The sequence below is a fragment of the Streptomyces sp. NPDC031426 genome, assembly GCF_055581585.1.
The window spans coordinates 215762-228472 of sequence record NZ_JBVIJE010000010.1 but is presented as its reverse complement, the minus strand read 5'-3'; the positions used below and the strand labels follow the sequence as shown (position 1 = coordinate 228472).

At 70.1% G+C, this 12711-nt stretch carries 9 protein-coding genes; 3 read left to right on the top strand and 6 right to left on the bottom strand.

What is annotated here, in order from left to right; genetic code table 11:
- Positions 1-80 precede the first annotated feature (80 nt).
- From ACZ5NH_RS22725 to ACZ5NH_RS22700, 6 genes are all read right to left on the bottom strand, one after another.
- Positions 81-494, bottom strand: a complete 414-nt coding sequence (locus ACZ5NH_RS22725; RefSeq protein ID WP_004983065.1) for a roadblock/LC7 domain-containing protein — start codon at positions 492-494, stop codon at positions 81-83.
- A gap of 10 nt (positions 495-504) precedes the next feature.
- On the bottom strand, positions 505-3759 hold the full coding sequence (locus tag ACZ5NH_RS22720; protein ID WP_468777611.1) for a nitrate- and nitrite sensing domain-containing protein: 3255 nt from the start codon (positions 3757-3759) through the stop codon (positions 505-507).
- A gap of 390 nt (positions 3760-4149) precedes the next feature.
- On the bottom strand, positions 4150-4725 hold the full coding sequence (locus tag ACZ5NH_RS22715; RefSeq protein WP_351616939.1) for a GTP-binding protein: 576 nt from the start codon (positions 4723-4725) through the stop codon (positions 4150-4152).
- Positions 4706-5104 (bottom strand): DUF742 domain-containing protein, encoded by a 399-nt coding sequence (locus ACZ5NH_RS22710; protein WP_030168425.1) that lies wholly within the window; start codon positions 5102-5104, stop codon positions 4706-4708. The genes ACZ5NH_RS22715 and ACZ5NH_RS22710 overlap by 20 nt, the downstream gene beginning before the upstream one ends.
- A 110-nt stretch (positions 5105-5214) precedes the next feature.
- Positions 5215-5628, bottom strand: coding sequence for a roadblock/LC7 domain-containing protein (locus ACZ5NH_RS22705; protein WP_023546525.1), 414 nt, complete (start codon positions 5626-5628; stop codon positions 5215-5217).
- Between the two features lie 9 nt (positions 5629-5637).
- Positions 5638-9453 (bottom strand): sensor histidine kinase, encoded by a 3816-nt coding sequence (locus ACZ5NH_RS22700; RefSeq protein WP_468777609.1) that lies wholly within the window; start codon positions 9451-9453, stop codon positions 5638-5640.
- A 573-nt stretch (positions 9454-10026) separates the two neighbouring features.
- Between ACZ5NH_RS22700 and ACZ5NH_RS22695 the strand changes: the two genes are divergently transcribed.
- The 3 genes from ACZ5NH_RS22695 (at position 10027) to gltX (ending at position 12671) form a co-directional block, all read left to right on the top strand.
- Positions 10027-10218: a hypothetical protein gene (locus tag ACZ5NH_RS22695; RefSeq protein ID WP_388628147.1), complete on the top strand. Its 192-nt coding sequence runs from the start codon at positions 10027-10029 to the stop codon at positions 10216-10218.
- A gap of 190 nt (positions 10219-10408) precedes the next feature.
- Positions 10409-11194, top strand: a complete 786-nt coding sequence (locus tag ACZ5NH_RS22690; RefSeq protein ID WP_388628145.1) for a fumarylacetoacetate hydrolase family protein — start codon at positions 10409-10411, stop codon at positions 11192-11194.
- On the top strand, positions 11187-12671 hold the full coding sequence (gene gltX / locus ACZ5NH_RS22685) for a glutamate--tRNA ligase (RefSeq protein ID WP_468777606.1): 1485 nt from the start codon (positions 11187-11189) through the stop codon (positions 12669-12671). Before ACZ5NH_RS22690 ends, gltX begins: the two co-directional genes overlap by 8 nt.
- Positions 12672-12711: the final 40 nt, after the last annotated feature.

Here is a 12711-nt window from a genome sequence, read left to right as displayed (position 1 = left end):
ACTGCGCCGGGCACCCATCCGTGTGGAGCCGCGTCCCGAAACCTTACGGCCCCGGGACGCGTATACGCACCGTTGGTCTGTTAGTTGAGAAGGCTTCCCTGGAGCTCTGCACGCAGATCCGGGGTGAGGACCGTGCCCGCACGGTCCACCAGAAGAGCCATCTCGTACCCGATGAGACCGATGTCCGCTTCCGGGTGGGCCAGTACGGCGAGCGACGAGCCGTCGGAGATGGACATGATGAAGAGGAATCCCCGCTCCATCTCCACAACCGTCTGATTCACACTGCCTCCCTCGAAGATCCGGGAGGCGCCTGCCGTCAGAGACGTCAGACCGGAGGCGACGGCCGCGAGCTGGTCGGCGCGGTCGCGGGGGAAGCCTTCGGACATCGCCAGAAGGAGTCCGTCGGCGGAGACCACCACCGTGTGGGACACCCCCGGGGTGTTGTCCACGAAGTTGGTGATCAACCAGTTCAGGTTCTGTGCCGCCTGGCTCATCGGGCTCACACTAACGCTCCTGGTTGTAGGTGCTGTCAGGACCGAAGCCCTGGCCGTTCGTTTCACTGCCTGCGTTGCGTCCGCGCTGGACGCCTCGACGCAGGTTGCTCAGCCTGCCCCGGACGTCCTCCGGGGCGCGGGAGACCTGTGGGCCCCCCTGGGGGGTGGTTTCGGCGGCACCCGAGACCAGATTGGCCTTGGGCACCCGCCGCGGCAGGCCGGAAGCGGTGACCCCGCCTGCCTTGGGCTTCCGGAGCTGCGCCGCCTGCTGCCAGCGCTCGTCGTTCTGCGAGCGCCAGCCGCTGTCGCCGTTCGACCCCGGAGCGTTGCCCGGCGCGGGAGCCGGCGCTTCCTGCTGCACGCGCGCCGTGCCCGCGCCGGCCGAGCCGTTGGAACCGCTCGCGACGGATCCGCGGCGGGGCAGCCCGGCGTCGGTCAGCTCGTGGGCGGCGGGAGAGGCCGGTCCCGGACGGTCGAAGCCTACGCGGTTCCGCTCACTCGCGTCAGCGGCCTGCGGGGATTCCGTTTCCGGAGCGTAATGAGCCGGATAGCCGTTCTGGTAGCTGTCCTGCTGCGGTTGCTGCGGCCAGTCGTCCTGGTACGACGGGCTCGCGGCCGGCTCCGGGTACGCGGGCTCCGGGTAACCGCCGTTCGGGGAGAAGGAGTCGGGCCGCGGCTGCTCGCCGTTCGGCGCGTAGTACTGCTCGTCGTACGGCTTGTCGTAGGACGTCGAGTGCGACGCCGAGGGCGACTCCGCGTAGGTCTCCTGGTACGGCTCCCGGTACGCGGCCTGCTGCTCCTCGTACCCGGGCTCCGCGTACGGGGACTGCTGATCATGGTAGCCGGGCTGCCCGTTCAGCAGCGGGTCCTCGTACGCCGGGGTCTCGGCGACCTCCTGCTGCGGCAGGCCCGGCTGCTGGCCGTGCGACTGCGCCTCCAGGGCCGCCCGGCGCTCCTCGCGCATCAGGGAGCGGCCGACCGGGTCCAGTTCGCGGATGTCGTCGGGGACGTCCGAGTACTGGCTGTCGTCGAAGCCCAGTTCCGCGGCGGTGCGCAGGGGCTGCGCATGGTTGAAGTTCTCACCCTGGAACTGCTGCTCCGGGATGATCTGCGAGACGGTGAACTCCTCGCGCTCCAGCGGGGTCTCGCCGCCACCGCCGTGCGTGATCGCGTCCGGCAGCATGACCAGCGAGGTCGTACCGGCCTGCTCGCCCGAGGGGCGCAGCTGGACCCGGATGCCGTGCCGGTCGGACAGCCGGCCCACCACGAACAGGCCCATGCGCTGGGAGATCGCGGCGTCCACGGTCGGCGGGTTGGCCAGCTTGTGGTTGATGTCCGCGAAGTCCTCGGCGGTCAGGCCGATGCCCTTGTCGTGGATCTCGATCATGACGCGACCGTCGGGCAGACGGGTCGCGGTGACGCGGACCTTGGTCTGCGGGGAGGAGAACGTGGTGGCGTTCTCCAGCAGCTCGGCCAGCAGGTGCACGAGGTCGGTGACCGCGCGGCCGTGGATCTCGGCCTCGGGGACGCCGGACAGCTCGATGCGCTCGTACTGCTCCACCTCGGAGGAGGCGGCGCGCAGCACGTCGACCAGCGGGACCGGCTGGTCCCAGCGGCGGCCGGGCTCCTCGCCGGCGAGGACCAGGAGGTTCTCGCCGTTGCGGCGCATACGGGTGGCCAGGTGGTCCAGCTTGAAGAGGTTCTCCAGCTGGTCCGGGTCGGCCTCGTTGTTCTCCAGGTCGGTGATCAGGGTCAGCTGGCCCTCGATCAGCGACTGGTTGCGGCGCGAGAGGTTGGTGAAGATCGCGTTGATGTTGCCCCGCAGCAGAGCCTGCTCGGAGGCGAGCCGGACGGCCTCGCGGTGGACCTGGTCGAAGGCGCGGGCGACCTCGCCGATCTCGTCCTTGGTGGTGATCGGGATCGGGGCGACCCGGGTGTCGACCCGGCCGGGGTCGGTGCGCGAGAGCTGGTCGACCAGCATCGGCAGCCGCTGCTCGGCGATGCCGAAGGCGGCGTTGCGCAGCTGGCGCATCGAGCGGCTCATCTGGCGGGCCACGGCACCGGCCAGGATGAAGGCCAGCAGCAGGGCGACCACGACGACGGCACCGGTGATGATCGCGGAGGTCTTGGCGTTGTCGGCGATGTCCGAGGCCTCGTTCACCGCCTTGTCGGCCATGTCCGACTCGATCTGGCGGTAGGCGTCGAACTTGAGGGTGTTGACCGCCCACCAGTTCTCGTAGGTGACGCCACCGAGAGCGAGCTGCTGACGCGTGGCCGGGCTCGTGGAGTCGAGCGTGGCGAGGGCCGTGACCATCTTCTGCGGGTTGGACGGGGGCACCACGTAGTTCGGGTCGGCGGCTTTGGCCTGCTGGGCCATCGCCGCGGCCTTGGTCTGGATGTCCTTCTTCTCGGCGTCCAGCCTGTCCGCGTCGGCCTGGGTGCCACCGCCGATGTACTCCTCGACGGCGATGCCCTCAAGGTAGGCGTAGGAGGAGAGGGCGACGCGCTGGGTGGCCAGGTTGGGGGCGTCCGGGCCCGGCTTGACCAGCATGTGCATGCCGATCGAGCGCTCCAGCGACAGCGCCGCCTTGGTGAGCGACATCGCGTAGACGGTACGGCCGTAGGAGGTGATGTTGCCGGTGCCCAGGCCCAGCTCGTTGGCGAACTCCATCAGCGGGTGGGCGACCTTGACGTAGCCCTCCTCGGTCTGCACGCCGGTGAACTTGGAGGTGTACGCGCCGGCACGCAGCGTCTGCAGGAAGGGCTCGGCCTCGCGGAACAGCTTCAGCCGGCGCTCCAGGCCGGACTGGTGCGGCATGTTCTGCGCGGCCTGGTCGAAGGCGTCGGCGGCCTGGTCGGTGGCATTGCGGACCGCCGTGATGGTCGCCTTGTCCTTGGGGGACGCCAGCTTGCCCTTCAGCAGCGGGGCCGCGGTGATGTCGCGCTCGTTCTCGAGCGCGTTGGCGTACGACAGCGAGGCGCGCACCAGGCGGGCGGTGTTCTCGGCATCGCGGGCCTGCTGCCAGGTGTCGATCGACGTCTTCACCTGGAAGCCGCCCATGACGAGCCCCACCGCCACGGGTATCAGCAGGATCGCGTTCAGTCTGGTCGGCACGCGCCAGTTGCGCGGGGAGAACCGGCCGCCGCTCGGCGCGGGAGTGGCAGCCGGCTCCGCACCGCTCACAGGGGTGGGCGCCGCAGCGCGCGGCGGCGGGGTGAAGTTGCCCCGCGCCGACGGCTCGGGACCGTTCTTGCTTCGCCTCACTCGACCAACAACCTCTCGGCGGTCGGCACCTACGTCGTGCCGCAGTCTCTCAGAGCCCGGTTCGTCATCGACTAGTGAGTACGTCTTTGACTATTGGGCAGTTCAGGCATTCCAGCACGTGGACCAGTGCTCTTCCAAACAGCGGAAACCCGTTCGTGATGCTCTTGTAAGGCCCAGATAAAACGGTCATAAAGAGCGAGCCCCGGCAAAATGCGGGGCGATTGTGAGCACAGCGGTACTGTGCGAACGCGTCGCGTGGTGACGCCGGGGGATTCCTCTGCCGAACTGTTATGAACACCGGAGCCGACCGTGTCAAAGGCCACAGTCGGCTCCGGCTTTCTTTACGACAACTGCCGTATGTGACGTCGTACTTGAGTACGGACGCCGGTGTTACTTGAGCCGTGCCATGAGAGCGTGCTCGACCAGGGTGATCAGCGCACTCTTGGCGTCCGCCCGGTGCCGGGCGTCGGTCCTGATGATCGGGGTGTCCGGACCGATCTGCAGCGCTTCCCGCACTTCCTCGGGGGCGTAGGGCTGCTGGCCGTCGAAGCCGTTGAGGGCGACGACGAACGGCAGGCCGCTGTTCTCGAAGTAGTCGACCGCGGGGAAGCAGTCGGCGAGGCGCCGGGTGTCCACGAGCACCACCGCGCCGATCGCACCGCGTACCAGGTCGTCCCACATGAACCAGAACCGGTCCTGGCCCGGCGTACCGAAGAGGTAGAGGATCAGGTCCTGGTCCAGGGTGATGCGGCCGAAGTCCATGGCCACCGTGGTGGTGGTCTTGTCCCCGGTGTGGGTGAGGTCGTCGATGCCGGCCGAAGCGGACGTCATGACGGCCTCTGTGCGCAGCGGGTTGATCTCCGAGACGGCGCCGACGAACGTGGTCTTGCCCACGCCGAAGCCGCCCGCCACCACGATCTTCGCGGAGGTGGTGGCCCGGCCCGCGTCAGAGCTTGCGAAGTCCACTGAGCACCCTTTCGAGCAGCGTCACGTCCGGTGCGCCGCCGTTGTTCTCGTCGCCACCCGGCTGGTGGATGGCGACCAGGCCGGCCTCGGCGAGATCGGCCACCAGGATCCGGGCCACCCCGAGCGGCATGGTCAGCAGCGCGGAGACCTCCGCGACCGACTTGACCTCCCGGCACAGGTGGCAGATGCGCTGGTGCTCCGGGAGCAGTCCCATGAGCGCTGCCGGGTCGGCCGTGGTGCTGATCAGCGCCTCGATCGCGAGCTGATACCGCGGCCGGGTCCGGCCACCGGTCATCGCATACGGCCGTACCAGTGGCTGGTCGCCCTCGTCACCGTACGGTTCCGCGTACGGATCGTGATGGGCGGTGGGCGGGGTCATGAATCCTCCGGGCGGGACAGCAAGTCGGTCAGTCAAGCCGTCGTACGGGGCCGGTGGGGGGAATGTGGCGGCCGGACGGTGTTTTCGTGAGGTGGGTGGTGCCGGGGCGGTCAGTGAAGCAGACTGCCTTGGAGTTCGGCGCGCAGGTCCGGGGTGAGTACCGCCCCTGCGCGGTCGACGAGCAGTGCCATCTCGTAGCCGACGAGACCGATGTCGCACTCGGGGTGGGCCAGGACCGCGAGGGACGACCCGTCCGAGACGGACATCAGGAAGAGGAACCCGCGTTCCATCTCGACGACCGTCTGCGCCACGGTGCCGCCCTCGAAGATCCGGGAGGCCCCGGCCGTGAGGGAGGTCAGCCCGGACGCGACGGCCGCCAACTGGTCGGCACGGTCCCGCGGGAAGCCTTCGGACATCGCCAGCAGAAGGCCGTCGGCGGAGACCACCACTGTGTGCGACACCCCGGGGGTGTTGTCCACGAAGTTGGTGATCAACCAGTTCAGGTTCTGTGCCGCCTGGCTCATCGGACTCAACTAACGCTCCTGCTGGTGAGTGGGGCTCGGGTAGCTGCCGGTCTGGCCGCTGCCGGCCTGACGGCCCTGAGCGATGCCCCGACGGAGATTGGTCAGCCGTCCGCGTACGTCATCGGGCGCACGCGAGACCTGCGGACCGGCTTGGTGCTGTTGCTGCTGAGCCGTGCCCGGGACGAGGTTCGCCCGGGGCACCCGGCGCGGCAGGCCGGAGGTGGTGATACCGCCCGCCGCGGGCTGCCGGACGCGCTCGGCCTGGCGGACGATCTCGTCGTTCGGCGAGGTGCGCCAGGAGCCGGTGGTGGAGCCGTTGCCGTTCGTGCCCGTGGGTCGCTGCGGCGTCGGGGAGGGCGCCGGCTGCTGCGGCGCGGACTCCTGCTGCTGCGAACCGCCGTGGAACCAGTTGGTCTCCAGCGTGTCGTACAGCGGGGTACGGCCGTCGACCGGGCCGCTGGCCGGCGGCAGGGCCTCCGGCTCACGGTGCACCGGCCGCTGCTGCTGTGGGGCCTGCGGGCGCGGGGCGCCGAAGTCGTCCCGGCCGGCCGGCTGTGGGCGCTCGAACTGACCGGTGTGGGCCGGGTTCTGGCGCCCGGGCAGGGCGTGCCGCCCGGTGGAGCTGCCGTCGTAGCCGCCGTCGAAGCCCTGCGGAGCCGCGAACTGACCGGTGTTCCGGCCCGAGTTCAGCCCGGGGTCGGCCTGCTGCGGCGCCGGCGTGCCGAAGACGTCGGAGCGGACGAACTGGCCGGTGCCCTGCTGGTCGCCGGGGCCGTCGAACCGGCCGGGCAGCTGCGCGGCGTCGGGCCGCGCGAACTGGCCGGTCTGCTGCGGGCTGTCCGGACGCGTGAACTGGCCGGTCGGGTACGGGTTTTCGGGACGGGTGAACTGGCCCGTCTGCTGCGGGTTCTCCGGGCGCGGGAACTGGCCGGTGTGCTGGGGTCCGCCCAGGACGTTCGGCTCCGGGCGCGGGAACTCGCCCGTGGCGGCCGGGCCCTGCGCGTCGATCCGGGGCATCTCGGCGGTCGAGCCCGGACCCTGCCGGTCGTCGACGCGCGGCATGCGCGCGGTGTGCGCCGGGTCCTGCTCGTCGTGGCCGCGCGGGGCGTCCAGCGAGGCACGCGACAGCGGGGCCTGGGTGTCGCCCCAGTCCGGGGTGCGCGGCTGCTGGTCACCGCCGGGCAGCTCGGCCCGCGAGCCGCCGCGCGGCGGCAGCTGGGGCTGGCGGCCCTGGTCGGAGCCGGGCCGCTGCTGGCCACGGCCGCCGAAGGCGTCACTGCCGATGGCGTCCTGCTGCGGGGCGCCGGGCGCCTGACCGCCGAAGCCGCCCGCACCCGCGGGCATCGGCCGGCCCTGCGGGCCACCGAGACCGGGACCGCCGGGAGCGCCGAGGCCGCCCTGGGGACCGCGCGCACCGCCCGGCGCACCGGGACGGCCGCCCTGGCCGGTGCCGGGCAGCGCGGCCCGGGGACCCTGGCCGGCGCCGACCTGACCGCGCGGAGCGGGACCCGTACCGAGCAGACCGCCACCGGACGGGGCGCCGCCGCCCGCGTTACCGGCCTGGCGCCGGGCCGCGGCCGCACCGGCCGCGGCCTGCGCGGCCGCGGGACCACCGGTCGCGACGGGCGCGCCCGGCTTGCCCGGACCGGGCTTCTTTCCGCCCTGGGCCACGTCCACGGGCAGCATGACCAGCGCGGTCGTACCACCGGAGTCGGACGGGCGCAGCTGGATGCGGATGCCGTGCCGCTGGGACAGCCGGCCGACCACGAAGAGGCCCATGCGGCGGGAGACGGAGACGTCCACGGTCGGCGGCGAGGCGAGCCGCTCGTTGATCGCCGCGAGGTCCTCGGGGGAGAGGCCGATACCGGTGTCGTGGATCTCGATCAGCACCCGGCCGTCGGGCAGCGCGTGACCGGTGACCTTGACCTTGGTCTGCGGCGAGGAGAACGAGGTGGCGTTCTCCAGCAGCTCGGCGAGCAGGTGCACGAGGTCGTTGACCACGCGGCCGGCGACCTCGGTGGTCGGCACGGAGGCCAGCTCGATGCGCTCGTACTGCTCCACCTCGGACGCGGCGGCGCGGAGCACGTCGACCAGCGGGACCGGGCGGGTCCAGCGGCGGCCGGGCTCCTCACCGGCGAGGACGAGGAGGTTCTCACCGTTACGGCGCATACGCGTCGCGAGGTGGTCGAGCTTGAACAGCGAGGACAGCTGGTCCGGGTCGGCCTCGCGGGACTCCAGTTCGGAGATCAGCGACAGCTGGCGCTGGATCAGACCCTGTGAGCGGCGCGAGAGGTTGGTGAACATCGCGTTGACGTTGCCCCGCAGCAGGGCCTGCTCGGCGGCGAGGCGGACCGCCTCGCGGTGCACGTCGTCGAAGGCCGCGGCCACCTGGCCGATCTCGTCCCGGGAGTGCACACCGACCGACTCCACGGAGGTGTCGACGTCCTGCGGGTCGGACTCCGACAGCTGCTTGACCAGCTCGGGCAGGCGGTCCTGGGCGACCTTGGTCGCGGTCTCCTGCAGCCGGCGCAGCGAGCGGATCATGGAGCGGGCCACGATGAACGCGCCGACCAGCGACACACCGAGCACGAGCAGGATCAGCGCACCGGAGATGATGGCGTCCTGCTGGGTGGCGCTCTTCAGCTCGCGAGCCTTCTGCTCCATCTCCTCGAGCAGCGTGTGCTCGATCTTCTTCATCTGCTCGATCTTGGTCGAGCTGTCGTCCACCCAGTCCTTGTACGAGCGGGCGTTCACGCTCTGCAGGCCGTCGGGGGAGTCGAAGACGCGCTTGGCGTAGGTGTCCGCGGACTCGATCGTCGGGTTGCCCGCGTCGATCGGCTTGAGGAGTTCCTCGGCGTTGTTGTTCGCGTAGATCTTCCGGAAGATCGAGATCTCGGAGTTCTCGCTCTGGTACGCCGACTGGCCGTAGAGGCGGTCGTTCGTCGACAGGTCGCCCCTGGTCGACGTGGTCGCGGGCAGTGCGGCGGCGATCGTGGCGCGCTGCACGGAGGCGTACTCCTTGGCGGTGGAGAAGGCCGCCAGGGCGCGGGTGCGCGAGATCATCTCCGGGTTGCTGGACGCCTGGGCCATGTCCTGGGACAGGTCGATCAGCTGGGTGATCAGCCGGTGGTAGGACTCGATCGTCTGGGTCGAGTTGCCCTTCGTCCCGTAGGCGCCCTTGCGGATCTTGGCCAGCTGGTCGAGCTGGTTGAAGATGCCGACGAGGTTGTCGCGAACGCCCTGGAGGTTGCCGTTCTTGCTGGCGGCGTCGATCTCCTGAGTGGAGTTCTCGAAGTTCGCGAGCGCTCGGTCGGTCTTGTCCCGGTAGCCCTTGACCGTGTAGTCGCCCGCGTTCAAGCCGTGCGCCAGGGGACCGGCGGACTGGTCGCGCTCGTCCTGGAGCGCCTGGGCCAGCTCGGTCGCCTGCTTGGTCATGTCCGTCAGCAGCTTCATGTTGTCGAGCTGCTGGATGTCGGTGATGTTCTGGTCGATGCGCAGCGCGCCCAGCGAGGTCGCGGCGACCACGGGCAGCGCCAGGAGCGAGACCAGGCGCGTGGAGATGCGCCAGTTGCGCAGCGCCATGCGGGAGCCGGGGCCGGCGGAGCCCTGGGCGGGCTTGATGGGCGGCGCGGGGGCCGCGCCGGAGTTGCCGGTGCCGGTGGCCGACACGCCGGGGCGTCCGCCGCGCTCACCGCCGTCCGCGGACGGGGCCGGGCCCGGGTTCTGGGCGTGCTGGGGCGAGGAGCTGCCCTTCATGGGGCCAGTCCCGTCGTGCGACTCCGGCTCCGCCGAAGCGCTGCCATCCCTCTTGAAACGTCCCTGCACTAGCGTCGCAACCTCTGGACCAGGCGCCCCTCCGCGTGAACGGCGGGACACGGTGTCGGCGTTTTGGGAAGCGCCATGAATACGCCCCCCGGTGGTCTTGGGTGACCGGCGCTGGTTTCCCCCTATCTCACCCGCCACTCGGCGCTCCTTCGCGCCCCCTGTGCGCCGGCTCGATCCCCGCAGCGGTCCGTGGAATTCCAGCACAGTGCCGGATCTCCAACAAGGGCCGTGTCCCTAGCTGTGACCTCCGTGACGGGCTGTGAGTGCGGCGTCACCAGCAGTGGAAGCCTATCCGGGGCATATCGGGCGTAACTCTGCGAGTTGCCGCCGGGCGTCAGGTGTCTGAGTCGCCATGATCAGGAGCGGAATGATGGCTTCAGGGGGTCAATGTCCGTTTCGCTGGGCCGCGTTGACCGTGAGATTTGACCGAATTGTTCGTGAGGTCGTGAGCAAACTCACACACGCCTCGTCGGCACTTGGTGCCTTCGCCGGGGAATCGGATGTTTAGCCTGACGCTTTACAAGAGGGACGACTCTGCCAACCCACCCGACCAGAGGGCACAGGATCACAACGGTGAAGACGACGATGATGTTCCACAAGATCGCCAACCCGCGACGCACCACCCTGGCGCATCTGAAGGACGCCGGCGAACTGCAGATCCCCGAGCAGCCGGAGCACTCCCTCGACCTTCCCGTCCAGACGGCCAACCCCCGGCGCACGGTGCTGGTGGACGTCCCCGTCGGCGCGACGGCGACCGCAGAGTAGCCGACGGGCGCCTTGGCGATCATCCTGAACACACCGGCGGCCGCGCTCCCGCGGCCGCCGGCGCACCGTACGGCCCTCCCGGGACACCCGGCGACAGGGCCGTACCGCTTTTCCGGCCGGGCTCCGGCGGTCATACCGGTTAACCTGGGGCGTCAGTACGCCGGTTCTCAGTAAGGGGCGCAAGGATCCCGTGCGCATCGCCAGGTTCTCCATCGACGGGAACGTAGCCTTCGGCGCGGTCGAGGGCGACAAGCAGGACGAACTCGTCCTTGACATCATCAAGGGCATCCCGTTCGCGGACCACGAGTTGTCCGGTACGAAGGTTCCGCTGAGCAAGGTCAGGCTGCTCCCGCCGGTGCTCCCCAACAAGGTCGTGGCCTTCGGCCGCAACTACGCCGAGCACGCGCGCGAGCTTGGCAACGAGGTGCCGGACGCCCCCTTCGCCTTCTTCAAGCCGTCCACCTCGGTGATCGGCTCCGGCGACGACATCCAGTACCCCTCCTTCTCCGAGGAACTGCACCACGAGGCCGAGCTGGCCGTCGTGATCGGCCGGATGTGCCGCGAGGTGCCGCGCGACCGCGTCAAGGACGTGATCTTCGGCTACACCTGCGCCAACGACGTCACCGCCCGCGACGTGCAGCGCCGCGAGAAGCAGTGGGCCCGGGCCAAGGGCTTCGACACCTCCTGCCCGCTCGGCCCCTGGGTGGAGACCGGTCTGGACCTCGACCGCGCGAACGACCTCACCATCCAGCTCACCGTCAACGGCGAACAGCGCCAGCTGGGCCGTACGAGCGAGATGATCCACCCCATCGAGGACCTGGTCGTCAACATCTCCGAGGCCATGACCCTGCTCCCCGGCGACGTCATCCTCACCGGCACCCCCGCGGGGGTCGGCCCCCTGAATGTCGGCGACGAGGTCGCCGTCTCCATCGAAGGCATCGGCACTCTCACCAACAAGGTTGTCAAGCGTGGCTAGCGCACCCGGCTCCCCCGTACGCGTCCGTTTCTGTCCCTCGCCCACCGGTAACCCGCACGTGGGCCTGGTCCGCACCGCCCTGTTCAACTGGGCGTTCGCCCGGCACCACCAGGGCACCCTGGTCTTCCGCATCGAGGACACCGACGCCGCCCGCGACTCCGAGGAGTCCTACAACCAGCTGCTCGACGCGATGCGCTGGCTCGGCTTCGACTGGGACGAGGGCCCCGAGGTCGGCGGCCCGCACGCGCCGTACCGGCAGTCGCAGCGCATGGACATCTACGCGGACGTGGCCCGGAAGCTGCTGGACGGCGGCTACGCCTACCACTGCTACTGCTCCCAGGAGGAGCTGGACACCCGCCGCGAGGCGGCTCGCGCCGCGGGCAAGCCGTCGGGTTACGACGGCCACTGCCGCGAGCTGACCGCCGAGCAGGTCGAGGAGTACAAGGCCCAGGGCCGCACCCCCATCGTCCGCTTCCGGATGCCCGACGAGACGATCACCTTCACCGACCTGGTCCGCGGCGAGCTGACCTTCACCCCGGAGAACGTGCCGGACTACGGCATCGTCCGCGCGAACGGCGCCCCGCTGTACACGCTGGTGAACCCGGTCGACGACGCCCTGATGGAGATCACCCACGTCCTGCGCGGCGAGGACCTGCTCTCCTCCACCCCTCGCCAGATCGCCCTCTACAAGGCGCTGACGGAGCTGGGCATCGCCAAGCAGACCCCGCAGTTCGGCCACCTGCCGTACGTGATGGGCGAGGGCAACAAGAAGCTCTCCAAGCGCGACCCGCAGTCGTCCCTGAACCTCTACCGCGAGCGGGGCTTCCTGCCCGAGGGCCTGCTCAACTACCTGTCCCTGCTGGGCTGGTCGCTCTCCGCGGACCAGGACATCTTCACGATCGCCGAGATGGTCGCCGCCTTCGACATCTCCGACGTGAACCCCAACCCGGCGCGCTTCGACCTGAAGAAGTGCGAGGCGATCAACGGCGACCACATCCGCATGCTGGATGTGAAGGAGTTCACCGAGCGCTGCCGCCCGTGGCTGAAGGCCCCGTTCGCCCCCTGGGCGCCCGAGAACTTCGACGAGGCCAAGTGGCAGGCGATCGCCCCGCACGCCCAGACCCGCCTGAAGGTGCTGTCGGAGATCACCGACAACGTCGACTTCCTCTTCCTGCCGGAGCCGGTCGAGGACGAGGCTTCGTGGACCAAGGCGATGAAGGAGGGCAGCGACGCCCTGCTCCGCACGGCCCGGGAGAACCTGGCGTCGGCCGACTGGACCTCCCCCGAGTCCCTGAAGGAGGCCGTCCTGGCCGCCGGCGAGGTGTACGGCCTCAAGCTCGGCAAGGCCCAGGCCCCGGTCCGCGTCGCCGTCACCGGCCGCACCGTCGGCCTGCCGCTCTTCGAGTCCCTGGAGGTCCTGGGCAGGGAGAAGACGCTGGCCCGGATCGACGCGGCGCTGGTGAAGCTGAGCGCGTAGCCGGCACATGCGTCAGGGGCGGCATCCGGAGGGTTCCGGG